This window comes from Streptomyces sp. NPDC051217, assembly GCF_044455465.1.
Lineage (GTDB): Bacteria > Actinomycetota > Actinomycetes > Streptomycetales > Streptomycetaceae > Streptomyces.
Genome location: NZ_JBITEV010000018.1, coordinates 128270 through 152296, shown reverse-complemented (window position 1 = coordinate 152296; position 24027 = coordinate 128270). Strand labels below are relative to the sequence as shown.

Below are 24027 nucleotides of genomic sequence, written 5' to 3'. Positions count from 1 at the left end.
GCCGGGGAAGCCCGTAGCATCCCGGCATGCCCAATGGTCAGTGGTTCCCGCCCGAGTGGTCCGGCCGCATCCGCGCGCTCGCTCAGGGGGAGCTGAGTGTCGCCCCCGCACGGCGGGCCGCGACTGTGATGCTGCTGCGCGATGCCATCGACGGACCCTCCGTACATATGCTGCGCCGAAGCACCTCCATGGCCTTCGCCGGAGGTGCCTACGCCTATCCGGGCGGCGGCGTCGACCCGCGCGACGACGACCGGCTCGTCCGCTGGGCGGGCCCGGGGCGCGACGTGTGGGCCCGGCGGCTCGGCGTGGACGCCGCGTCCGCGCAGGCCATCGTCTGCGCGGCGGTGCGCGAGACGTACGAGGAGGCCGGGGTCCTGCTCGCGGGGGAGACGGCCGAGACCGTCGTCGGCGACACCACGGGGGACGACTGGGAGGCCGACCGGGCCGCTCTCGTCGACCGTGAGCTGTCCTTCGCGGAATTCCTCGACCGGCGCGGTCTGACGCTGCGCAGCGACCTGCTGGCGGCCTGGACCCGCTGGATCACCCCGGAGTTCGAGCCCAAGAGGTACGACACCTGGTTCTTCGTTGCCGCGCTGCCGGCCGGGCAACGGACGCGCAACGCTTCTACGGAGGCCGACCACACGGTGTGGATCCGGCCCGCCGACGCGGCGCTCGGATACGACGAGGGCGAACTGCTGATGATGCCCCCCACCGTGGCGACCCTGCGCGAACTCCAGACGTACGGCTCCGCCGCCGAGGCTCTCGAAGCCGCCGCGGGGCGGGACCTCGCGCCCGTGCTGGCCAGACCGAGGGTGGAGGGTGACGAGGTGGTGCTCAGCTGGCCGGGCCAGGACGAGTTCACCAAGCGCGTGCCGCTGGTGGGCGGGGACCGATGACGGACGCGGCGGCTCTGCCGGGACAGCCGCGCGGAGGCGTCCTGTCGGGCGCCGCGACGGCCCGCGCGGTCAACGTGCTCGCGCCCAACGCGTCGGCGATGACCCTCGACGGCACGAACACCTGGATCCTGTCCGAGCCGGATTCGGCGCTCGCGGTCGTGATCGACCCCGGCCCGCTCGACGAGACGCATCTGCGGGCGGTCGTCGCCACCGCCGAGGAGGCCGGTAAGCGCGTCGCGCTGACCCTCCTCACCCACGGCCACCCGGACCACGCCGAGGGCGCGGCGCGCTTCGCCGAGCTGACGCGTACGCCCGTAAGGGCTCTGGACCCGGCCCTGCGCCTCGGTGACGAGGGGCTGGCGGCCGGTGACGTCGTCACCGAGGGCGGGCTGGAGCTGCGCGTCGTGGCGACCCCCGGGCACACCTCCGACTCGCTCTGCTTCCATCTGCCCGCCGACCGCGCGGTGCTGACGGGCGACACGATCCTCGGCCGCGGTACGACGATGGTGACCCACCCGGACGGCAGGCTCGGCGACTACGTCGACTCGCTGCGGCGGCTGCGCTCGCTGACGGTCGACGACGGCGTCCATACGGTCCTGCCGGGTCACGGCCCCGTACTGGAGGACGCGCAGGGAGCGGTCGAGTACTACCTCGCGCACCGCGCGAGCCGCCTCGCGCAGGTCGAGACGGCGGTGGAGGACGGCTACCGCTCGGCGGCGGAGATCGTGGCGCATGTGTACGGAGGCAGCGGCGTGGACCGGTCGCTGTGGCCGGCGGCGGAGTTGTCGGTGCGGGCGCAGCTGGAGTACTTGCGGGAGCACGGGCTGATCCCCGGGGCGTAGGACAGCTCGGGGGAGGGCCGCGGGGGCATGCGGAAGGCCGCCCGGCTCGGGGAGCTGGGCGGCCTTTCCGATGCGGTCCGGTCTTCTGTCGCGTCCGGGTCAGCGCGAGCGCTTCGCGAGGCGTTCGACGTCCAGCAGGATCACCGCGCGGGCCTCCAGACGCAGCCAGCCGCGCTGGGCGAAGTCGGCGAGCGCCTTGTTGACCGTCTCGCGGGACGCGCCGACCAGCTGGGCCAGCTCTTCCTGCGTCAGGTCGTGGACGACGTGAATGCCTTCCTCCGACTGCACGCCGAAGCGGCGCGACAGGTCGAGGAGCGCACGGGCGACACGACCCGGTACGTCGGAGAAGACCAGGTCGGACATCTGGTCGTTCGTCTTGCGCAGGCGCCGGGCGACGGCGCGCAGCAGCGCGGTGGCCACCTCGGGGCGGGCGTTCAGCCAGGGCTGGAGGTCGCCGTGGCCCAGGCCGAGGAGCTTGACCTCGGTGAGCGCGCTCGCGGTGGCGGTGCGCGGGCCCGGGTCGAACAGCGACAGCTCGCCGATCAGTTCGCCGGGGCCGAGGACGGCCAGCATGTTCTCCCGGCCGTCGGGGGACGTGCGGTGCAGTTTGACCTTGCCCTCGGTGACCACGTAGAGGCGGTCGCCGGGGTCGCCCTCGTGGAACAGCGCGTCGCCACGGGCGAGCGTCGTCTCACTCATCGAGGCGCGGAGCTCCGCGGCCTGCTCGTCGTCGAGCGCCGCGAAGAGCGGGGCGCGTCGTAGAACATCGTCCACGAAATCTCTCCTTGTCGACCTGCTCAGGGGACCGTCGATCCCATGATGCCGGACGTGCTGCATGTTCACGGGCGGCTCGGGCCGGAGGCGACTCTGTCTCCGTACCGGTCACCCGTTGTCGAAAACGTGCGATCAGTCACAAGTTTGACGTACAGCGGCCCCGGACCGTGCCCCGGGGCCCGATTCGGGTGGTGATCGGCCGGGGGCCGGGGCGGATGTCAGTGCAGGGCTCTAGGCTGGCCGGGTGTCCAACTCGCCGGTGAGAGGGCAGGCCAAGGGAGCTGGAAGAGTGTCACCGAAGCAGAATTCCGCTGTGGGCGAACAGCCCGCTGCGAAGTCGAAAAAAACCACAAAAGCTGCAAAACGTACGAGCACCGAGTCCGCGAGTGCCGACTCCACGAGTAGTGAGTCCGTGAGCTCCGAGCACGCGAGCGGCCGGTCCGGGAGCTCGAAGCCCGCGACCAGGGCCCCGAGCGCCAAGCGGCCGAAGAGCGCCAAGCCGGAGTCCCACCTGGGGATGGTCCGCCGTGCCCGCCGGATAAACCGCGAGCTGGCGGACGTCTATCCGTACGCCCACCCGGAGCTGGACTTCCGCAACCCCTTCGAGCTGCTCGTCGCCACGGTCCTGTCGGCCCAGACGACGGACCTGCGCGTCAATCAGACGACACCCGCGGTCTTCGCGAAGTACCCGACCCCGGAGGACATGGCAGCCGCCGTGCCCGAGGAGCTGGAGGAGGTCATCCGCCCCACCGGGTTCTTCCGTGCCAAGACGAGGTCGCTCATAGGGCTTTCGACGGCGCTGCGTGACCGTTACGACGGTGAGGTGCCCGGCACGCTGAAGGACCTCGTGACGCTGCCCGGCGTCGGCCGGAAGACGGCCAACGTGGTGCTGGGCAACGCTTTCGGTGTCCCCGGCCTGACCGTCGACACCCACTTCGGCCGGCTCGTGCGGCGCTGGAAGTGGACCGACCAGGAGGACCCGGAGAAGGTTGAGGCGGAGATCGCCGAGATCTTCCCCAAGAGCGAGTGGACGATGCTCTCGCACCGGATCATCTTCCATGGACGCCGGGTCTGCCACTCCCGTAAGCCCGCCTGCGGCGCCTGCCCGATCGCGCACCTCTGCCCCTCCTACGGAGAGGGCGAGACCGACCCGGAGAAGGCGAAGAAGCTGCTCAAGTACGAGATGGGCGGCTATCCGGGACAGCGGCTCTCCCCGCCGCCGGACTACCCGGGCAAGCCCGCACCGCCGCTCGGCACCCCCGCCGGGGCCGAATGACCGCCCGCGCGGTGAGCGCGCGGCGGGCCGGAGCCGTATCACCGGACAGACCGGCGCGGCTCAGGCGCCGACGGGCCGGCGGGCGGGAGAGGAAGGGCTGCGGCGTATGCGGGCTGGAACGATCCGGGCGACAGCGGGCGTTGTATGTCGGGGGTGCCGATGACACGGGCTGACACGCATGAAGCAAGGACCGCACAGACCGCGCGTACAACCGCACGTACAGCTGAGACGGCACGCGCCGCACGCACCGCGCGTGACGCACGAACCCACGAAAAGGCCGCACGAATCCGCGACGAAGCAGTGACCGACGTCCCCGTCACCACCGAAGGCCTGCCGGCATGGCTGGCCCCGGTGGTGCACGCCATGCGCACTGTGGCGCCGGAACATCTGAGCCGTTTCCTGCCGCCCGAGGACGGCGTCGGCCGGCAGTCCGCCGTGCTCATCCTCTTCGGTGAGGGCGAGCGCGGCCCGGAGCTGCTGCTGATGGAGCGCGCCAGCACTCTGCGCTCGCACGCCGGACAGGCCTCTTTCCCCGGCGGCGCCCTCGACCCCGAGGACGGCGATCCGGCGACGACCGGACCGCTGCGCGCCGCGCTGCGGGAGGCCGAGGAGGAGACCGGGCTCGACCCGGCCGGAGTCCAGCTCTTCGGCGTGCTGCCCAAGCTCTACATCCCGGTGAGCGAGTTCGTGGTGACCCCGGTCCTCGGCTGGTGGCACACCCCCACCCCGGTCGGCGCCGTCGATCTCGCGGAGACGGCCCGGGTCTTCGCCGTCCCCGTGGCGGATCTCACGGACCCGGCCAACCGCGTCATCGCCACGCACCCGAGCGGGGTCCACAGCCCCGCCTTCACGGTCGCCTCCGCGCTCGTATGGGGTTTCACCGCCGGGGTGATCGACCGCATTCTGCACTTCTCGGGCTGGGAGCGCCCGTGGGACCGCTCCAAGGAGGTCCCGCTCGACGGGCGCTCATGACACGCTTGCCCAATCGCTGTGCCGGCCTGGTTCCACGGGTTCGGCACAGCGATTCCGCCGCAGGTCCGTCCCCCCGCCCGACGGGGCGACGGGAGACGAATCCGCGAGGCTAGCGAGGCTATTGACAGTGAACGTGCTGGACATCGTGCTGCTGCTCGCGGCCGTGTGGTTCGCGATCGTCGGCTACCGCCAAGGCTTCGTCGTCGGCATCCTGTCGGTGATCGGTTTCCTCGGCGGCGGTCTCGTCGCGGTCTATCTGCTCCCGGTGCTCTGGGACCAGATCACCGAGGAGGCCGAGGTCACGACGACGGCCACGGTCGTCGCCGTCATCGTCGTGATCGTGTGCGCCTCCGTGGGACAGGCCTTCACCACCCATCTCGGCAACAAGCTCCGCCGCTACATCACCTGGTCACCGGCGCGCGCCGTGGACGCCACGGGCGGCGCGCTGGTCAATGTCGTCGCCATGCTGCTGGTCGCCTGGCTGATCGGCTCCGCCCTGGCCGGGACCTCGCTGCCGACGCTCGGCAAGGAGGTCCGTAACTCGAAGGTGCTGCTCGGCGTCTCGCGGGTGATGCCGGACCAGACGGCGACCTGGTTCACGGGCTTCTCCTCCGTCCTCGCGGAGAAGGGCTTCCCGCAGGTCTTCAGCCCGTTCGCCAACGAGCCGATCACCGCGGTCGACCCGCCGGACCCGGCGCTCGTCGGCAGCCCCGTCGCCGCCCGCGCGCAGCGCTCCATCGTCAAGGTGGTCGGTACGGCGCAGAGCTGCGGCAAGGTCCTCGAAGGCACCGGCTTCGTCTTCGCCGAGCGTCGCGTCATGACCAACGCGCACGTCGTGGGCGGCGTGGACGAACCGACCGTCCAGATAGGCGGCGAAGGCCGGCTGTACGACGCGAAGGTCGTCCTCTACGACTGGGAGCGCGACATCGCCGTCCTGGACGTGCCCGACCTGCGCGCCCCCGTGCTCCCGTTCACCGACGAGGACGCCCGCAGCGGCGACAGCGCGATCGTCGCCGGCTTCCCGGAGAACGGCGCGTACGACGTGCGCTCGGCCCGTGTCCGGGGCCGTATCGACGCGAACGGGCCGGACATCTACCGGCGGGGAGAAGTACGGCGCGACGTCTACTCGCTCTTCGCGACGGTCCGCCAGGGCAACTCCGGCGGCCCGCTGCTCACCACCGACGGCCGGGTGTACGGCGTGATCTTCGCCCGCTCGCTCGACGACCCGGACACCGGCTACGCGCTGACGGCCGACGAGATCCGCGAGGACATCGAGCGGGGCCGCACGGCCAACCAGCAGGTCGACAGCCAGGGCTGCGCGCTCTAGCTGTATTGACCCGGAGGGTTGAGCACACGACGTACGACCCGGACCGAGGACGGGCCGGGCCAGGGGTTCCCCGGTCCGGCCCGGCACTGTCCTCCGTTGTCCCCGCGATCAGTACGTCCGGCTCATTCCGGTCTTCGCTCCGGTCTTCGTTCCGGTGTTCCCTTGACGCTCCTACTCGCTCCCACTGCTTCCGCCGTGCCTAGCCGCGCTGATGCCGCAGCCGTGCCGAGACCCAACGGGCCCTTCGGCGGAGAATCAGTGGAATACCGAGTCGGAGATCATGCCCCTGATCTTCCGGGCCGCCCCTCTCATGGGTGATCGGCACAGAGGCCGAGCGGCGGTTGCGTGCTGCGTCACCGAAGTCGTGCGTCCAGCCCATACACGGACGTTTGCCCGGGGCCCATGGTCGGTAATCGCCCCGGCGTCGGCCAATTGGCCTATGCGCGAGGCAATTGGCTGCTCGTCGTACAAACGTTCTCGGGGTCACCCGTCGACCGGCCGGACACGGCGCTGATCAGCGGTCGGGCTCCGGATCCTTGAGCCAGTTGATGAGCTCCGTGGAGAAAGCCACGGGGTCCTCCTCCTGCGGAAAATGGCCCAGACCGTCGAACAGCCGCCAGCGGTAGGGCGCTTCGACGTACTCGGCGGATCCGGCCGTACTGCGCGTACGCATCGCCGAATCGAGCGACCCGTGCAGCTGGAGAGTCGGCACCCGCACCGGGCGCTTCATCCGGCGGTTGAACTGGATCCCGTCCGGCCGTGCCATCGACCGCACCATCCAGCGGTACGGCTCGATCGAGCAGTGCGCCGTTGACGGGATGGCCATCGCCCGCCGGTAGATGTCGACCGTCTTGTCGTCGGGGGGCTGCGGTCCCGACCAGCCGCGGATCAGCTCTCCCACCAACGCCCCTTCGCGGGCGACGAGCTGACGCTCGGGCAGCCACGGCCGCTGGAATCCCCAGATGTACGAGCCGGCCCGGCTCTGCGAGAAGTCCGACAGCATCGCCGAGCGCCAGCGGCGCGGGTGCGGCATCGACGACACCACGAGCCGGCGCACCAGCTTCGGCCGCATCACGGCGGCGGTCCAGGCGAGATACCCGCCCAGGTCGTGCCCGACGAGCGCGGCGTCCGGCTCGCCGAGCGAGCGGATCACACCGGTGATGTCGAGCGCCAGATTCGCGGGGTCGTACCCCCGGGGCGTACGGTCGCTGCCGCCCACGCCCCGCAGGTCCATCGCGACGGCCCGGTATCCGGCCTCGGCGAGCGCGGGCAATTGGTGCCGCCAGGTCCACCAGAACTGCGGGAAACCGTGCAGCAGCAGCACCATCGGCCCGTCGCCCATCTCGGCGATATGAAAGCGGGCTCCGTTGGCGGCCACGTCCCGGTGCGTCCAGGGACCGTCGAGGCGCACATCGGCCGCGACCGTCGCGGGAAGGCTGCCGGGGATGGAGTCGGGGCCGTTTTCGGGGGCGGTCATGCAGACGAGCGTGCCACAGTCTTGCCCGCCTCATGGACCGGGCGGGGATGCGGTTTGACCGTCTGGAGAACGGCGGCCGTTTCCTTGGCGGACGCGATGCTCTTCTCCGGCGGCTTGACCCGCTTGAACTTCCGCAGGGCGATCAGCGCCAGCAGCCCCGCGATGAGCAGAAACGCTCCTCCCACGATCAGGAACGACCACGCGAGCCCGAGGCCCCAGTTGTGAATCCCGTATGCGGCCGCGAAGCTCAGCACCGGCAGCGAGAAAAGTGCGAACACTCCCGCGATGCCGATCGCGGCGCCGCCCGTCGCGCTCCGCTTGACGTCCTCTCGCAGTTCGGCCTTGGCCAGCGCGATCTCGTCGTGCACCAGCGCGGACATCTCGGCCGTGGCCGAGGAGACCAACTGCCCGAGGCTGCGGTCCCCGTTGACCCGGACGGCTGGAACTCCGTCGACAACGGCGGTGGTGACAGCGGCATGGCTGCCGGGGTCGCTCATCGTTGACTCCCTCGTTTCGGCTGCGCTCTCGCAGATCTGGGGTTCTTCAGGCTCCGCGCCTTCAGATCATGCCGGATGTCAGATCATGCCGGACCGGCGCCGTCATCGCGCGTCGCTGCGGCGTGTTCAGCCAACCGGCGGTGTTCCGCCGCCTTCTTCTCGTACATGGCGGCCATTCTCAGGTGGTACTCCGGATTGTCCTGCTCGTAGATATCAGGAATACCGTCCATGTCCTCGTCGCGCTCCTCGGAGTCGTACAGCGCCTGGTATCTGCGGACCCTCAGCCGCACCAGTACGGCGGCGAGTAGGGCGGCGATCACCGAACCCGTCAGAACGGCCGCCTTCACCTCGTCCGTCAGTCCCGGGTCGCCGGTGAAGGCGAGTTCCCCGATGAGCAGCGAGACGGTGAAGCCGATTCCCGCGAGCGTCGACACGGCCAGGATGTCCGGCCAGGTCAGGTCCTCGTTCAGGGTCGCGCGGGTGAAGCGTGCGGCCAGCCAGGTCCCGCCGAAGATGCCGAGCGTCTTGCCGACGACGAGCCCGAGGACCACCCCCAGGGTCTCCGGCCGGGTGAAGACGTCGGCGAGCGCACCGCCGCTGATCGGGACACCCGCCGAGAAGAGCGCGAAGAGCGGCACGGCGAGACCGGCCGACAGAGGGCGGACGAGATGTTCGACGTGCTCGCCCGGGGACTGCTTCTCGCCCTCGCGCCTGACGCAGCGGAGCATCAGACCCATCGCGACGCCGGCGACGGTGGCGTGAACGCCGCTGTTGTACATCAGCGCCCAGATGACGAGGGCCAGCGGGACGTACACGTACCAGCCGCGCACGCCCTTCCTCAGGAGGAACCAGAAGACGACGAGCGCGGCGAAGGCCCCGGCCAGCGTCAGGAGGTCGATGTCGCTGGTGAAGAAGATCGCGATGATCAGGATCGCCAAGAGGTCGTCCACGACGGCGAGGGTGAGCAGGAAGGCGCGCAGCGCGGAGGGCAGTGAGGTGCCGAGGACGGCGAGCACGGCCAGCGCGAAGGCGATGTCGGTGGCTGTGGGGACGGCCCAGCCGTCGGTGGATCCGCCGCCCGCCACATTGACAAGTACATAGACGAGGGCGGGCATGACCATCCCGCAGAGCGCCGCGATCACCGGGAGGGCGGCGGCCTTCGGGTCGCGCAGCTCTCCGGCGACCAGTTCGCGCTTCAGCTCGATGCCGGCGACGAAGAAGAAGATCGTGAGCAGTCCGTCGGCGGCCCAGTGCCTGATCGAGAGGTCCAGGCCGAGCGATGCCGGGCCCAGATGGAAGTCGCCGACGGTCGTGTAACTGCCGCTGATGGGGGTGTTGGCCCAGATCAGCGCGGCGATCGCGGCGAGGAGGAGCAGAACACCGCCGACGGTCTCGGTCCGCAGCGTGCTCGCGAGATACGTCCGCTCGGGAAGCGGCAGGCGTCCGAGGAAGGTGCGCGGGGTGGCCACGAAGGGGTCCTCCGGTCGGTTCGGCGGCATGACAGATCACCTGCCGACCAGACTTCCCGGCGCACCTTTGGTTCCCTGTTACATCGTTGACGCGCCGCCCACTTTACAAAGAGGAGCCCCCGGCGCAATGCGCCGGGGGCTGCCACGTCGGCTCGGCCCTACGGATCAGTCCTCGCTGGTCGCGCTCGGGAGCTGGGTCTGGATCAGCTCCATCACCGAGGAGTCGGTGAGCGTCGTGACGTCACCGAGCTGACGATCCTCGGCGACATCGCGCAGCAGGCGCCGCATGATCTTGCCCGACCGGGTCTTCGGCAGCTCGGCCACCGGCAGGATCCGCCTCGGCTTGGCGATCGGCCCCAGCACCGTACTGACATGGTCGCGCAACTCGGCCACCAGGCCGTCGTCCACCGACGCCGTACCCCGCAGGATGACGAAGGCGACAATCGCCTGGCCGGTCGTCTCGTCCGCGGCGCCGACGACAGCCGCCTCGGCGATCTTCGGGTGCGAGACGAGCGCCGACTCGACCTCCGTGGTGGAGATGTTGTGGCCGGACACCAGCATCACGTCGTCGACCCGGCCCAGCAGCCAGAGGTCGCCGTCGTCGTCCTTCTTGGCGCCGTCGCCCGCGAAGTACTTGCCCTCGAACCGTGACCAGTAGGTGTCGATGAACCGCTGGTCGTCGCCCCAGATGGTGCGGAGCATCGACGGCCACGGCTCGGTGAGGACGAGGTATCCGCCGCCGCCGTCCGGCACCTCGTTGCCGTCGTCGTCCACGACCGTCGCCGAGATACCGGGGAGCGCGCGCTGCGCGGAGCCCGGCTTGGCGGCGGTGACGCCGGGCAGCGGGGAGATCATCATGCCGCCGGTCTCGGTCTGCCACCAGGTGTCCACGACCGGGGTCTTGCCGGCGCCGATGTTCTGCCGGTACCAGATCCAGGCCTCGGGGTTGATCGGCTCACCGACCGAGCCCAGGACGCGCAGCGACGACAGATCGAACTTGGCGGGGATGTCGTCCCCCCACTTCATGAACGTGCGGATCGCGGTCGGCGCCGTGTAGAGGAGCGTCACGCCGTACTTCTGGACGATCTCCCAGAACCGCCCCTGGTGCGGGGTGTCGGGCGTGCCCTCGTACATGACCTGCGTCGCGCCGTTGGCCAGTGGCCCGTACACGATGTACGAGTGGCCGGTCACCCAGCCGACATCGGCCGTGCACCAGTAGACGTCCGTCTCCGGCTTCAGGTCGAAGACCGCGTGGTGGGTGTACGCCACCTGGGTGAGATAGCCGCCCGAGGTGTGCAGGATGCCCTTGGGCTTACCCGTCGTGCCGGACGTGTACAGGATGAAGAGCGGGTGCTCCGCGTCGAACGGCTCCGGCGTGTGCTCGGCGGACTGGCGGTCGACGATGTCGTGCCACCACACGTCCCGGCCCTCGCTGAAGGCGGTGTCCTGGCCGGTGCGGCGTACCACCAGGACATGCTCGACCTGCGGACAGCGCGCGACGGCGTCGTCGATCGCGGGCTTGAGCGCGCTCGGCTTGCCGCGCCGGTAGCCGCCGTCGGAGGTGATGACGAGCTTGGCGTCGGCGTCCTGGATACGGGAGGCGACGGCCTCGGCCGAGAAGCCGCCGAAGACCACGGAGTGCGCGGCGCCGATGCGGGCGCAGGCCAGCATCGCGACGGCCGTCTCGGGGATCATCGGCATATAGATGGCGACGCGGTCGCCCTTGGTCACCCCGAGCTCGGTGAGCGCGTTCGCGGCCCGCGAGACCTCGTCCTTGAGGTCGGCGTAGGTGAGGGAGCGGCTGTCGCCCGGCTCGCCCTCGAAGTGGATGGCGACCCGGTCGCCGTTGCCCGCCTCGACGTGGCGGTCCACGCAGTTGTACGCGACATTGAGCTCGCCGTCCGCGAACCATTTCGCGAAGGGCGGGTTCGACCAGTCGAGGGTCTCGGTCGGTTCGGTGGCCCAGGTGAGCCGCCGGGCCTGCTCGGCCCAGAAGCCAAGCCTGTCCGCCGCGGCCTGCTCGTACGCCTCCGCTGTCACGTTGGCGTTGGCGGCCAGTTCAGCCGGTGGCGCGAACCTCCGCTCTTCCTTGAGCAGGTTGGAGAGGGAAGAGTGTTCGCTCATGCTTCCGTCTCCTCCTTGAGCAGGTTGGCCAGGCTTTCGTTGCTCACGACATCTCCCTTTCCCAGGGCGTCCTATGTGTCCCCGGGCCTAGCTCATCAGGCAGATGCCCGGGTGACAAGGGTCTTCAGGAAATTGGTTTAGACCTGTGCGGCCGGGCTGATGAGGGGGCGCAGGAGTAAGTGGCCCCGTTCCCCGGCTGTGGTGGGGAACGGGGCCACACATTCTCACGGATGCGGGAACGCGCCGGTTCAGGCGCGCGCCTCCTCGAATGCCGTCGGGGCCACCCGGTTGAACACCTCGTCGGTCCTGTCGGCGTGGCCGTCCTCCTGTCCGTCGGAGGCCAGCAGATACGCCTGCGCCTCACCGACATGGAAGTACATGCCGTGCAGTTGGAGCCTGCCCTCGGCGAGGCCCCGGGCCACCGCCTTATGGGCCCGCAGATGCTCCAACTGCTGGACGACGTTGGTGAGACAGAGCTGCTCGACCGCGTCGGCGGGCAGTCGCCCGGAGATCCTGGCCCACGCGTGATCGCGGCTCCTCATCCGCTCCAGGCTCGGCCGGCCGTGCCGGAGCCAGCGGGTGAGGGGGGAGGACGGTGGAACGGTGGTGCGGGTGGCTGTGTGGGTGGCGGGGTGCGGGCCGGCCTTGGGGGCGACGCGCCGGGGCTCGTTGTCGGGGGCCTTGAGGAGGGCCTGCATCGCGCCGCATCCCGAGTGCCCGCAGACCGTGATCGATTGGACCCGGAGGACATCGACCGCGTACTCGATCGCCGCCGCCACCGAGTCGTCCTGCCCTTCCGCGCCCTCCTCTCCAGGAAGAGGGACCAGATTGCCGACATTGCGGACGGTGAACAGATCGCCCGGACCGCTCGCCGTGATCATGCTCGTCACCAGACGGGAGTCGGCGCAGGTGAGAAAGAGCTGGGACGGCTGCTGGCCCTCGCGCGCCAGGCGCGCCAACTCGCCGCGGACGAGCGGAGCCGTATTGCGCTGGAACGAGCTGAGCCCACTGGCGAGTTGTCCGCCCTGGATCTTGCTCGACACCTGTACGCGGTCGGCCTTCCGCCCCTGAGTCGTCGGGGGCTGCTCGACCAGGTCGCCGCAGTGGTGGTTTCGCCACGGTGTCCACGGCCGACAGCAGGTGCTCGACTGCGACACAGGCTCGGCGGGCTCGGCGATACGGGCCCCCGATCTGCCGGTGAACTCGACCGTCCCGCCCTGCGACAGATGCGCGACCTGCCAGTCGTGCAGCGCCTCGTACGCCGCGTGATCCATGAACGACCCGTCCAACTCGACCACGCAGTTGCTCCCCTGCGGCACCTGGTGCAGCAGGCGGCTCAGCCGCGGGACGGCCAGGAACGTCAACTGGCCGCGCGCGTGCAGCCGGTGGACCCCGTCGTGCTCGTCCATCGTGATCCGTGTCCGGGTGAGCCGGTGCAGCGCCACGGCGACCGCCAGGGCGACACCGATCGCCACCCCTTCCAGGACGCCGGTGAACACCACTCCGGCCAGCGTCCCTACATAGACGAGCAGTTCGCGATTGCGCCGGACGCTGCGCACGTGCGTGATGTTGACCATCTGGACACCGATCACCATGACCAGCGCGGCGAGCGCGGCCAGCGGGATCAGGTCGAGCACGGACACCAGGAAGAGCGCGGCGACGGCGATCCACAGCCCGTGCAGCATCGTCGAGTGCCGGCTGATCCCGCCCGCGGCCACGTTGGCGGCGCTGCGGACGGCGACGCCGGTGATCGGCAGTCCGCCGAGGGCGCCGGAGACGATGTTCGCCGCGCCCTGTCCGGTCAGCTCCCGGTCGAGCCGGGCACGCGGGATCTGGATGGCCGGCTCCTTGCGGGCGGCCACCAGCTTGTCGACGGCGACGGCCGAAAGGAGTGACTCGACGCTGGCGACCAGGGTGACGGTGAGGACGGCGGCGAGCAGCCCGAGCGCCGGCCCCTGCGGGAACTCGGGGAGCGCGTGGCTGCTCCAGGAGGGCAGATCGACCCGGTCGAGGCTCAGCCCCGCGAGCACGGCCGCGGCGGTCGCCGCCGCGACTGCCGCGAGGGCGGCGGGCACCTTCCGCGCGATCCGCCCCGTACGCCCGGGGATACGCGGCCAGGCGAGGAGGACGGCCACGGTCAGCGCGCTCACCGAGACCGCGCCCGGGTGCAGATCGGCCAACTGGGAGGGCAGCCCCTGGACGTTGGCCACGGCGGAACTCTGCGGGGTGCCGCCGAGGACGATGTGCAACTGCGCGAGCGCGATCGTGACGCCGATGCCCGCCAGCATGCCGTGCACGATCGCCGGGCTCACCGCGAGCGCCGAGCGGGCGACGCGCAGGGCGGAGAGGCCGAGTTGGACACAGCCCGCGAGGACGGTGATGGCGCAGGTGGTGCGCCAGCCGTACTGATGGATCAGATCGGCGGTGACGACGGTCAGACCGGCCGCCGGACCGCTGACCTGGAGGGGCGCGCCGCCGAAGCGGCCGACCACGAGGCCGCCGACGGCCGCGGCGACGAGACCGGCCTGGAGGGGTGCGCCGGTGGCGAGCGCGATGCCGAGGGAGAGCGGCAGCGCGATCAGGAAGACCGAGATGGAGGCGGAGAAGTCCGCTCCGGCGATCCGGAATCCCCGCGGCCGTCCGGGCGGTGGAGTGTCCGCTTTCTGTTGGTGCTCCGGGCTCCGCCGACGGTTCGCGCGCAGGAACCGTGGCAGCAGCGACGCCCGTCGCTCGTGGACCGGGGGAGAGGCGTGGTTCGTGTGAGGGCGGTGGGGCTGGTCTTCACGGGTGGGGACGCAGGCAGACATGGTTCCCGTCTCCTCCGGGGCAGCGCGGTCGCGGGATATGGGGGGACGCGGCCGTGGGTCACGGCGTGCAGTAGCGGGATCATCAACAATCAGTAAATGGATCGTAATGGAGAGTAAAGATTGAGGCATGACTTTCGGGGCAAATGGGGCAAACATTCACCCGTAGCGGTGATTAGTCATTTTGTCCGGCTTGTCATACCGGATCCCCTCGGGTCCCAGTGCGACGTTGTCGGCGCTCGGCGCCGTGCTCGGCGTGTCGGCGCTTCAACGCACAGAACCGAGGGAAGAGGTGGGCGGATGCTGGCCGCCAGAAAGAGGATCGCCTGCGGCACTGCCGTGACGGCGTTGGCAGTCGGGCTCGCCGGATGTTCCGGGTCGGGCTCACCGGAGACGAAGCCCGGGACCACGGCAGGGACCGAGGCCGAGGGAGGCGCCCACGGAGCGAAGAAGGGGCCGCCCAAGAGTGCGGTGCGGCTCATCGGCGACGGCTCGACCGCGTACACCGGCGGCCAGCCCGGGGTCCTTGAGCCGGAGCGTCTGAAGCCCGGTCAGAAGCCGCCGCAGTTCGTGGTGTTCTCCTGGGACGGCGCCGGCGAGGACAGCCAGAAGCTCTTCTCCCACTTCCGCGAGGTGGGCAAGAAGTACGACGCGAAGATGACGTACTTCCTCAGCGGTGTCTATCTGCTGCCGAAGGACAAGTCCACGCAGTACAGCCCGCCGCAGCACGCGGTCGGCCGCTCGGACATCGGCTTCAACGACGCCGAGGGCATCAAGAACACGCTGCGCGAGCTGCGCGGCGCCTGGCAGGACGGCAACGAGATCGGCACCCACTTCAACGGGCACTTCTGCGGCGCGGACGGCGGCGTCGGCACCTGGTCCGTCGAGGAGTGGAAGAGCGAGATCAGCCAGGCCAAGGCCTTCGTCAAGAACTGGAAGACCAACAGCGGCCTGACGACCGAGCCCCCGCTGCCCTTCGACTACGAGAAGGAACTCGTCGGCGCCCGCACGCCCTGCCTGGAAGGGCAGAAGAACATGATGCGCGCGGCGCGGACGATGGGTTTCCGCTACGACTCCAGCGGTGTCGGCAACCAGGTCTGGCCGAAGAAGGCCGAGGGCATGTGGGACATCCCGCTCCAGCTTGTTCCGGTGCCCGGCCGGAAGTTCGAGACGCTCTCGATGGACTACAACTTCATGTTCAACCAGTCGAAGACGGTCAACGGCGACCCGTCCCAGCACGCGTACTGGGGCAACCAGATGCGCGACGGGCTGCTCCAGGCCTTCGGCCGCGCCTACGACGGCAACCGCGCGCCGCTGATCATCGGCAACCACTTCGAGTCGTGGAACGGCGGCACGTACATGCGCGCCGTCGAGGAGACGATCAAGACCGTCTGTGTGAAGGACGGCGTGCGGTGCGTGTCGTTCAAGGAGCTCGTGGACTGGCTGGACGCGCAGGACCCGGAGACGCTCGAAAGACTGCGGGGGCTGGGCGTCGGCCAGAAGCCGGCGACCGGCTGGCAGGCGTATCTGACGGCGCCCAGGGCGCCCGCCTCGCCGCCGGCCGCGGCGGGACCGGACGCGGGGCCGGGCTCGGGGCCGGGTCCTGAAGGGGGTCCTGCCGACGGGCAGTGAGTTGAGTGTCCGTCAGTTTCGGGAGGGGTGAGTGGTGAGAAGGGTGGATGCGGGCGGCACGTCGATGTGCCGCCCGCACCCACCGCCGCGGTCAGCTCGGCTGCGGGAGCGCCGCCTCCTCGCGGAGTACGAACGACGGGTCGACCTGTGCGGCCAGGTCCGCGCCAGTCTTGGCATTGCCCCAGCTCTCCGCGTTCCTGAGGTGGAAGTGCACCATCTGCCGCGTGTAGCGCTCCCAGTCCCTGTACGCGTACGAGTCCTCCGCCGCGTCCTCCAGCATCTGAAGCGCCACGCGGTTCTCCGCCTCCAGCAGCTCGAACGGGGCGGGGCGGCCCTTCTCCATGGACCGCACCCAGTTCGAGTGCCCGACGGTGACGAGCAGGTCGTCGCCCACCTCGTCCTGGAGGAAGTCCACGTCGTCCTGGGCCTGGACCTTGTTGCCGACGACGTTCAGCGCGATGCCGAAGTCCCGCGCGTACTCCTTGTACTGGCGGTAGACGGACACGCCCTTGCGCGTCGGCTCGACCACCAGGAACGTCATGTCGAACCGGGTGAACAACCCGGACGCGAACGAGTCCGAGCCCGCCGTCATGTCGACGACCACGTACTCGTCCGGGCCGTCGACGAGGTGGTTCAGGCAGAGTTCGACCGCGCCGACCTTGGAGTGGTAGCAGGCCACCCCCAGGTCGGACTCGGTGAAGGGTCCCGTGGCCATCAGCCGGACCTCGCCGTCGTCCAGCTGGACGGTGCGGGCGCAGGCGTCGTACACCGGATTGGACTCGCGGACCCGCAGGAGCTGGGAGCCCTCGCCCGGAGGTGTCGTCTTGATCATCGAATCCGCGGAGGTGATCCGCTGGTTGGTGCCCCGCAGGTACTCCTTGATGAGCGGCAGATGCGCGCCCATCGCCGGCAGCGCGGCGCTCTGGGCCTCGTCGAGACCGAGCGCGGCCCCGAGATGCTGGTTGATGTCGGCGTCCACCGCGATGACGGGAGCCTCGTTGGCGGTCAGATGGCGGATGAAGAGCGAGGCCAGCGTCGTCTTGCCACTGCCGCCCTTCCCCACGAAAGCGATCTTCATGTTCACCTAGCGTAGTGGTCATGTCGCTGTGCGCTGCCACGTCGGGTGAAGAAGACCACTCCAACGTGGGGCGTGCGCTGTGGGCGCGTAGCCTTGCTACCTATGAGTACGACAGCCCCGAACGCTTCGCCCGCTCCGCGAGGACACGACCCTCTCGCGGCTCTGGGCTCCCTGCCGGGCGTCCCCGACGCGGTGGATTCGGTGCGGAAGGCGGTCGACCGCGTCTACGGGCACCGCGTGATGAGACGGCGTAGCAACGAGGTCACCTCGGAGGCCGCGCTGCGTGCCGCGCGTGGGTCGGCGGCGCTCTCCGGCGCGGACTGGGCGCTCGAAGAGGTGCGCAGGCGCAGCGACTTCGGAGCCGCGGCCGACGCGCTGACGGTGGGAGCCGCGCTGCGGTTGACGGCTGAGGCGGGCCAACTCCTCTCGATCTGGCGGCAGTCACCGGTGCGGGTGCTGGCCCGGCTGCATCTGGTGGCGGCCGGCGGCGCGGGCACGCGTGCCGGTGCGGATACGGCTCCGGCCGCGGGCGTCGCCGGGGAGACGGTCGGGCGGCCGAGGCTGGCCGGTGAACCGGTCGTCGAGACACCGGGGCCCGAGAGCCCCAAGCCACTGATCGAGGCGCCGCTGCCCCCCGCCGACGAGGTGGCCGGACGGCTCGACGGGCTCTCCGAGTTGGTGATCGCGGGGAGTTCGGCACCCGCGCTCGTCACGGCCGCGGTGGTGCACGGCGAACTGCTCGCGCTGCGTCCCTTCGGCTCGTACAACGGCATGGTGGCGCGGGCCGCCGAGCGGATCGTGCTGGTCGGCAGCGGGCTCGATCCGAAGTCGATCTGCCCGTCCGAGGTCGGGCACGCCGAGCTGGGGCGTGCCGCGTACATGGCGGCCTTCGACGGCTATCTGTCGGGGACACCGCACGGGATGGCGGCCTGGATCGCGCACTGCGGGCGCGCGGTCGAGCTGGGTGTCCGGGAGTCCACGGCCGTATGCGAGGCGCTTCAGCGGGGCGCGGCCTGAGGCGTGGCCGGTTCAACCCCTGGACGCGGCGGCACCAACAGAAATGCGGCGGTACCGAAGAGGCACCGCCGCTCGCACGTCCACCGAGTTACCAAGCGTCCTCGTAGTTTTGCCCATCAGGTCGGGAACTTGGCCCGTCACCTGGTGCGGCTGGCCCGTATTCGACGGGTCGACGTCGCGTGGGTACTCGGTTTTCATGCTCGGTCCGTGGGGCCTGAGTGCGTTTGAAGGTCATCCTCTCGGATGTCCTTGGTCTCGCGGGCCGTTGATTCCTTTGTACTCCTGTCCGCGGAGAAGCGAAAGACCTCGCTCCATGACTTTACTTTTAGGTTCAAATATGGACGAACTTCCCGACCATGGCCGGTCAGGTCACGCGGAGGCCGCCTGACGGCGCCGACTCGCGTACCAGACCAGTCCCGCCGTGGCGGCTGCCGCGCCCACCGCTGCCGCCGCGACGAGCGCCGGCCGCGGAGGCATGGAGAACGCGGGCAGCCGCTGCTTCAGCCGGACCGGCCGGTTGAAGACGAGAATCGGCCAATCGCGGGCCGTCGCCTCACGCCGCAGCGCCCTGTCCGGATTGACCGCGTACGGATGGCCGACCGACTGGAGCATCGGCAGGTCGGTGGCGGAGTCGCTATAGGCGTAACAGCGGTCCAGGTCGTAACCCTCGGACGCGGCGAGCGCCTTGACCGCCGCGGCCTTGGTCGGCCCGTAGGCGTAGTACTCGATCTCGCCGGTGAAGCAGCCGTCCCCGCCGACGACCATGCGGGTCGCCACGACCCTGTCGGCGCCGAGGAGTTCGCCGATCGGCTCGACGACCTCCGCGCCGGACGTGGAGACGATCACCACATCGCGTCCGGCCGTGTGGTGATCTTCGATGAGGGAGGCGGCCTCGTCGTAGATGATGGGGTCGATGAGATCGTGCAGCGTCTCGGCGACGATCTCCTTGACCTGCTGGACGTTCCAGCCCTTGCAGAGCGCGGAGAGGTACTCGCGCATGCGCTCCATCTGATCGTGATCCGCGCCACCGGCGAGAAAGACGAACTGCGTGTATGCGGTGCGCAGTACGGCCCGGCGGTTGATCAGTCCGCCTTGATAGAAGGACTTGCTGAAGGTCAACGTCGACGACTTCGCAATGACCGTCTTGTCCAGGTCAAAGAAGGCCGCTGTGCGAGGCAAGGAGTGGTTTTCCACGAAGTCGAGCATAGGCGCCCACCATTCGGCGTAAGGTACGGCGCGTGGGTTTGCCTGAGAAGGCTCTCGGGTACACCATGGAAGTCACGGATCGTTCGCGACCGTGCTCACCTGGTCCGGCTCCTCCCCCCCCGAGTCGGTCTGGGGGACGACCCCCGCTCTCCCCCCCGGCGGGGGTCGTCGCATGTCCGGACGCGTTTTTGAGGCTCGGGCCTCCGCTCTCCGCACACCCCTTCCTCTCGTGGCGCTTCGCGTGCGCGGGTCTGGTTCGCACTCTACTCGTCACTGTGCGTAGTTGCCAGGGTGCTCTGGGAAGTCACCGGTATGAGCTACGGAGATATTCACAACCGGCAAGTTATCCACAGCTTTTGAGCAAGATCCACACGTTTTTTCCGCGCGATGCAAGGTGATTTCCCACCGCGAAAGTTCGCGGTAGCCGGAATCGCAGATGCCGGATCACTCCGAGATCGCTGAGAGCCCACTGAGCGGATGCCCTTCAGGTGTCCCGGGTGATGTGGGTGAGCGCCTTCCGCGGTGACCGCGGACGTTGATCCGGGATCACGGTAATAGGGGGTGGAGAGAATGGCTGGATTCATGACGTCCGAGCGCTCGCCGGTCGCCGAAGGGCACCGGACCGGACCGCTGATCGTGACCGAGGACGCCGACCTGCTCGACGATCTGCTGCGGCTGTGCGCCGCGGCGGGCGCCGAGCCGGAGGTGCACCACTCGGTGCCCGAGCGACGGGGCGGCTGGGAGTCCGCGCCGCTGGTGCTGGTGGGCGACGACGCGGCCGTCCGGTGTCGGTCCGCGACCCGGCGCCCAGGGGTGTTGCTGGTCGGCCGGGACCAGGACGACCCGGACGTATGGCGGCGGGCCGTCGAGATCGGCGCCGACTGTGTGCTCCGCCTGCCCGACGCCGAGAGCTGGCTCGTCGACCGGATCGCCGACGTCGCCGAAGGGGTGGGGCGGCAGGCGCTGACCGTCGGGGTGATCGGCGGCCGGGGCGGGGCCGGGGCTTCGACGCTGGCCTGCGCCCTGGCCGTCACGGCGGCCCGCCAAGGGCTGCGGACCATGCTCATCGACGGTGACCCGCTCGGTGGTGGGCTCGACGTACTGCTCGGCGGCGAGCGGGCCGAGGGCCGCCGGTGGCCGGATTTCGCCGCTTCCAAGGGACGGGTGGCGGGGGGTGCGCTGGAGGAGTCACTGCCCCGGCTGCACGATCTGCGCCTGCTGAGCTGGGATCGCGGTGACTCCGTCCTCGTCCGGCCGGAGGCCATGCGGTCCGTCCTCGCGGCGGCCCGCAGGAGGGGCGGCGTCGTGGTCGTGGATCTCCCGCGCCGGATCGACGAGGCCGGGGCGGAGGCGCTGGCGCAGTTGGACGTCGGCCTGCTGGTGGTGCCGGGGGAGCTGCGGGCCGTCGCGGCCGCGAGCAGGGTCGCGTCCTTGGTGGGCATGGTCCTGCCGGACCTGAGGGCGGTCGTCCGTGGGCCGTACGCCACCGGGCTGGACGACAGGTGGGTGGCGGACGCGCTGCGGCTGCCGCTCGTGGGTGAACTTCCCGCGGAGCCGGGCCTGTTGGCCGCCCAGGAAGGCGGGTCGCCGCCAGGGGCGAGCGTGCGGGGTCCGCTGGCGCGGTTCTGCGCCGCTTTCTGGGAGCGGGCGCTCGCGGGCGCCGGGGACGGGAGCGTGACCGCGTGAGCGCCGTGGCGCGGGTGAGGGGCGCGCAGGTCGGTGGAGCGCTCCTGGACGCCGTACGGCAGCGTCTGGCGGAGAGCGGGGCCGAGCCGACCCCGGCGCGCGTGGCGGCGGCTCTGAGGGCCCAGGGGAGGCTCCTGGGGGACACGGAAGTGCTCGGCGCGGCAGAGGAGTTGAGGCGCGAGCTGGTGGGGACGGGCCCGCTGGAGCCCTTGCTGGCCGATCCCGCCGTGACCGACGTGCTGGTCTCGGCGCCCGACCGGGTCTGGGTGGACCGGGGCGGCGGGCTGGAGCTGACGGACGTGTCGTTCGCGGACGCCTCGGCCGTACGGAGGCTGGCGCAGCGGCTCGCCGCCGTGGCGGGCAGACGGCTGGACGACGCGCGCCCCTGGGTGGACGCCCGGCTGCCCGACGGGACACGTATGCACGCGGTGCTGCCCCCGGTGGCCGTCGGATCGACGTATCTGTCGCTGCGGGTCGTACGTCCCCGGGCCTTCTCCCCGGCCGAACTGACCGCCGCCGGGACGCTGCCGCCAGGTGGTGAGGGGCTGCTGCGGGCGCTGATCGAGGCGCGGGTGTCATTCCTGATCAGCGGCGGCACGGGCTCGGGGAAGACGACGCTCCTCTCGGCCCTGCTCGGTCTGGTGGGGGAGTGCGAGCGGATCGTACTGGCCGAGGACTCGGCGGAGTTGAGGCCGGACCACCCGCATGTGGTGCGTCTGGAGGCGCGGCCCGCGAACCAGGAAGGCGCGGGCGAGGTGACCCTGCGGGACCTGGTGCGCCAGGCACTGCGGATGAGGCCCGACCGATTGGTGGTCGGGGAGGTGCGAGGAGCGGAGGTGACTGAGCTCCTCGCCGCCTTGAACACCGGTCATGAAGGAGGCTGCGGGACGGTTCACGCGAATACCGCCGCTGATGTTCCCGCGCGGCTTGAGGCACTGGGAACGGCCGCCGGCCTCAACCGGGCCGCTCTGCACAGCCAGTTGGCGGCGGCGTTGTCGGTGGTGCTCCATCTCGTACGGGACCGGGCCGGGCGCCGCCGTATCGCCGAGGTGCGTGTGCTGGAGCGTGACCCGGCGGGGCTGGTGGTGACGGTGCCCGCGCTGCGCTGGGCCGCGGAGGGGTTCGCGTACGAACGGGGCTGGCCGAGGCTGCGGTCGCTGATCGGGGGTGCGCTGTGATGGCGACGCCGTTCCCGATCCCGGCCGCCATGCCGCCGGCCGTCTTCTGCGCGGCCCTGTGCGTGGCGCTGGCGGCCTGGGAGCGGCTGGACCGGGGGCGGGCGTCCCGGCGGGCGGAGTTGCTGTTCGGCGTCGGTGGTGGCGCTGGGCGCATGATCGGGACCGGGCCGGCGGTGGGGTTCAAGGCGGCCCCGACCTGGCGGCGCGCGGCGAAAGCGATTCGAGATCGGCTGACCGGGCTTGGGAAGGAGTGGTTCTGTCTGCCTGTCGCGGCGGCGCTCGCTCTGTGGGGCGAGTCGGTTCTGCCGCTGGTCGCGGGCGCGGCGGCCGTGCCGCTCGTGGGACGACGGCTGCGGGCCGCGGAGCGGAGACGCGCCGCGGAGCTGCGGGCCGGGGCCGTGCGGGGCCTGTGCGACGTCCTCGTGGGGGAGTTGAGAGCCGGGGCGCAGCCGGCGGAAGGCCTCACGGCGGCGGTCCGGGCCGCCGGCCGTGACCTGAGCGGCCCGGAACTCGCCCTGGTGGTCGCGGCCGCCCGCTTCGGCGGCGATGTCCCCGGGGCCCTGCGCAAGGCGGCCCGGCAACGGGGTGCGGAAGGCCTGGTCGGGGTCGCGGCCTGCTGGCGCGTCGCGGTGGACGGTGGAGCGGGACTGGCCGCCGGACTCGACAGGCTTCGTGCGGCCTTACGGGCGCAGCAGGACCAACGCGACTCCATGCGCGCGCAGTTGGCCGGCGCGTGGTCCACGGTCGTGGTGCTGGCGCTGCTGCCCGTGGTGGGCCTGGCGATGGGCTGGGCCATGGGCGCCGACCCGATGGGCGTCCTGCTGCACACTCCCGCCGGGCTGGGCTGTCTGGTGGTCGGCGGGCTGCTGGAGGCGATGGGTTTCTGGTGGGCCGGGCGGATCGTGCGGGGCGGGGGTGCGTCATGAACGGGCGGTTCGCGGATGGGGACTTTGTGCACAGCCTGTGGGTGACGGTGTGGTCGCTGGCGGCGGTGATGTCCGTGGTCCTCGCGTGGTCGGAGTGGCGTCGCGAACGGGCCGGGCGCGGGCGGATGGTGGCGCTGCTCGACATGGAGGTGTCGCCCGCTCGGCGCGGCGCGCGGCCGGAGTACGGAGCGTGGCTCCGGCGATGGGGTCCGCCGCTGGGGGCCGTGTGCCTCGGCTGGGCCGTGATCGGCGGACCGGTCGGGCCGGCGGTGGGGCTCGCGGGCGCGTACGGCGTCTGGCGATGGCTACGAACCCGTAAGCCGGACGTCGGCGCGGCGACGGACGAGGACGCGGGCGAGGCCGCGCGGCAATTGCCGCTCGCCGCCGATCTGTTGGCCGCCTGCGTCTCGGCCGGCGCCGGTCCGCGCGAGGCGGCGGAGGCGGTGGGTGAGTCGCTGGGCGGGCCGGTGGGCGACCGGCTGGTGAGTACGGCGGCGGCCCTGCGGCTCGGGGGCGAACCGGTCCGGACGTGGGGGCGGTTCGGCGAGATACCGGGCGCCGCCGAGCTGGCCCGCTGTCTGGAGCGGGCCGGGTCCACGGGGGCGCCGGCGGCGGAGGCGGTCTCCCGGGTGGCCGACGACCTCAGGGCGGAACGTGCCCGGCAGGCCGCGGCCCGCGCGGGCCGGGCCCAGGTGCTGATCACCGCTCCGGTGGGGCTGTGCTTCCTGCCCGCCTTCCTGGCGGTGGGAGTCGCCCCGGTGGTGATCGGCCTGGCGACCGGGCTGCTGCGCGGCAACTGAGCCGTGCTGCGAACTACTTCGACTGTGCTGATCCAGCTGATCCAAC

Annotated in this window: 20 protein-coding genes; 11 read left to right on the top strand and 9 right to left on the bottom strand. The window is 70.7% G+C overall.

The genetic code is table 11. The features are described from left to right. Positions 1–26: 26 nt before the first annotated feature. Positions 27–896, top strand: coding sequence for an NUDIX hydrolase (locus ACIBBB_RS31380; protein WP_398987988.1), 870 nt, complete (start codon positions 27–29; stop codon positions 894–896). After that, positions 893–1738, top strand: a complete 846-nt coding sequence (locus tag ACIBBB_RS31375; RefSeq protein WP_398987986.1) for an MBL fold metallo-hydrolase — start codon at positions 893–895, stop codon at positions 1736–1738. Before ACIBBB_RS31380 ends, ACIBBB_RS31375 begins: the two co-directional genes overlap by 4 nt. Before the next feature lie 99 nt (positions 1739–1837). Here the strand turns inward: ACIBBB_RS31375 and ACIBBB_RS31370 are convergent, their stop codons facing one another. Next, entirely contained in the window at positions 1838–2512 is a 675-nt protein-coding gene (locus ACIBBB_RS31370; protein ID WP_023539685.1) for a Crp/Fnr family transcriptional regulator, read from the bottom strand. 289 nt (positions 2513–2801) lie between these two features. Here ACIBBB_RS31370 and nth point away from each other — a divergent pair, with 289 nt between their 5' ends. The 3 genes from nth to ACIBBB_RS31355 all read left to right on the top strand — a co-directional run bounded on the left by nth (position 2802) and on the right by ACIBBB_RS31355 (position 6087). After that, the gene (gene nth / locus ACIBBB_RS31365; RefSeq protein WP_398987983.1) at positions 2802–3788 is read left to right on the top strand and encodes an endonuclease III; all 987 of its coding nucleotides are present in this window, start codon (positions 2802–2804) and stop codon (positions 3786–3788) included. Positions 3789–4088: 300 nt separating this feature from the next. Beyond that, positions 4089–4760: an NUDIX hydrolase gene (locus ACIBBB_RS31360; RefSeq protein WP_398987981.1), complete on the top strand. Its 672-nt coding sequence runs from the start codon at positions 4089–4091 to the stop codon at positions 4758–4760. A 127-nt stretch (positions 4761–4887) separates the two neighbouring features. Continuing rightward, positions 4888–6087: a MarP family serine protease gene (locus ACIBBB_RS31355; RefSeq protein WP_398987979.1), complete on the top strand. Its 1200-nt coding sequence runs from the start codon at positions 4888–4890 to the stop codon at positions 6085–6087. Between the two features lie 199 nt (positions 6088–6286). Here ACIBBB_RS31355 and ACIBBB_RS31350 read toward each other — a convergent pair whose 3' ends face one another. The 6 genes from ACIBBB_RS31350 to ACIBBB_RS31325 all read right to left on the bottom strand — a co-directional run bounded on the left by ACIBBB_RS31350 (position 6287) and on the right by ACIBBB_RS31325 (position 14461). After that, positions 6287–6466 carry a hypothetical protein gene (locus tag ACIBBB_RS31350; protein ID WP_229700978.1) on the bottom strand — a complete coding sequence of 60 codons (180 nt, stop codon included), beginning with the start codon at positions 6464–6466 and terminating at the stop codon, positions 6287–6289. A gap of 135 nt (positions 6467–6601) precedes the next feature. After that, a complete protein-coding gene (locus ACIBBB_RS31345) occupies positions 6602–7564 on the bottom strand; it encodes an alpha/beta fold hydrolase (RefSeq protein ID WP_398987977.1) in 963 nt (320 codons plus the stop codon). Further along, complete coding sequence (locus ACIBBB_RS31340) at positions 7561–8061, bottom strand: phage holin family protein (protein ID WP_398987975.1); 501 nt, start codon at positions 8059–8061, stop codon at positions 7561–7563. Before ACIBBB_RS31340 ends, ACIBBB_RS31345 begins: the two co-directional genes overlap by 4 nt. 83 nt (positions 8062–8144) lie before the next feature. Then, complete coding sequence (gene nhaA / locus ACIBBB_RS31335) at positions 8145–9560, bottom strand: Na+/H+ antiporter NhaA (protein ID WP_398987973.1); 1416 nt, start codon at positions 9558–9560, stop codon at positions 8145–8147. Positions 9561–9695: 135 nt separating this feature from the next. Then, positions 9696–11654 (bottom strand): acetate--CoA ligase, encoded by a 1959-nt coding sequence (acs, locus tag ACIBBB_RS31330; RefSeq protein WP_398987971.1) that lies wholly within the window; start codon positions 11652–11654, stop codon positions 9696–9698. Between the two features lie 248 nt (positions 11655–11902). Continuing rightward, positions 11903–14461 carry a SulP family inorganic anion transporter gene (locus ACIBBB_RS31325; protein WP_398987969.1) on the bottom strand — a complete coding sequence of 853 codons (2559 nt, stop codon included), beginning with the start codon at positions 14459–14461 and terminating at the stop codon, positions 11903–11905. Positions 14462–14758: 297 nt separating this feature from the next. Between ACIBBB_RS31325 and ACIBBB_RS31320 the strand changes: the two genes are divergently transcribed. Then, positions 14759–16090 carry a hypothetical protein gene (locus ACIBBB_RS31320; protein WP_398987967.1) on the top strand — a complete coding sequence of 444 codons (1332 nt, stop codon included), beginning with the start codon at positions 14759–14761 and terminating at the stop codon, positions 16088–16090. A gap of 91 nt (positions 16091–16181) precedes the next feature. Here ACIBBB_RS31320 and ACIBBB_RS31315 read toward each other — a convergent pair whose 3' ends face one another. Next, a complete protein-coding gene (locus tag ACIBBB_RS31315; protein ID WP_398987965.1) occupies positions 16182–17168 on the bottom strand; it encodes an ATP-binding protein in 987 nt (328 codons plus the stop codon). Between the two features lie 102 nt (positions 17169–17270). Between ACIBBB_RS31315 and ACIBBB_RS31310 the strand changes: the two genes are divergently transcribed. After that, a complete protein-coding gene (locus tag ACIBBB_RS31310) occupies positions 17271–18185 on the top strand; it encodes an oxidoreductase (RefSeq protein ID WP_398987963.1) in 915 nt (304 codons plus the stop codon). A 369-nt stretch (positions 18186–18554) separates the two neighbouring features. On the opposite strand, the gene ACIBBB_RS31305 is transcribed toward ACIBBB_RS31310, so the two are convergent. Beyond that, positions 18555–19391 carry an HAD family hydrolase gene (locus ACIBBB_RS31305; RefSeq protein ID WP_398987961.1) on the bottom strand — a complete coding sequence of 279 codons (837 nt, stop codon included), beginning with the start codon at positions 19389–19391 and terminating at the stop codon, positions 18555–18557. A gap of 570 nt (positions 19392–19961) precedes the next feature. Here ACIBBB_RS31305 and ssd point away from each other — a divergent pair. Genes ssd through ACIBBB_RS31285 form a run of 4 tightly spaced genes read left to right on the top strand, consistent with a single transcriptional unit; the run spans position 19962 to position 23981 of the window. After that, positions 19962–21077 carry a septum site-determining protein Ssd gene (gene ssd / locus ACIBBB_RS31300; RefSeq protein ID WP_398987959.1) on the top strand — a complete coding sequence of 372 codons (1116 nt, stop codon included), beginning with the start codon at positions 19962–19964 and terminating at the stop codon, positions 21075–21077. Further along, positions 21074–22255 carry a TadA family conjugal transfer-associated ATPase gene (locus tag ACIBBB_RS31295; protein WP_398987957.1) on the top strand — a complete coding sequence of 394 codons (1182 nt, stop codon included), beginning with the start codon at positions 21074–21076 and terminating at the stop codon, positions 22253–22255. The genes ssd and ACIBBB_RS31295 overlap by 4 nt, the downstream gene beginning before the upstream one ends. Continuing rightward, a complete protein-coding gene (locus ACIBBB_RS31290; protein ID WP_398987955.1) occupies positions 22255–23181 on the top strand; it encodes a type II secretion system F family protein in 927 nt (308 codons plus the stop codon). The genes ACIBBB_RS31295 and ACIBBB_RS31290 overlap by 1 nt, the downstream gene beginning before the upstream one ends. Further along, positions 23178–23981, top strand: coding sequence for a type II secretion system F family protein (locus ACIBBB_RS31285; RefSeq protein WP_398987953.1), 804 nt, complete (start codon positions 23178–23180; stop codon positions 23979–23981). Before ACIBBB_RS31290 ends, ACIBBB_RS31285 begins: the two co-directional genes overlap by 4 nt. Positions 23982–24027: the final 46 nt, after the last annotated feature.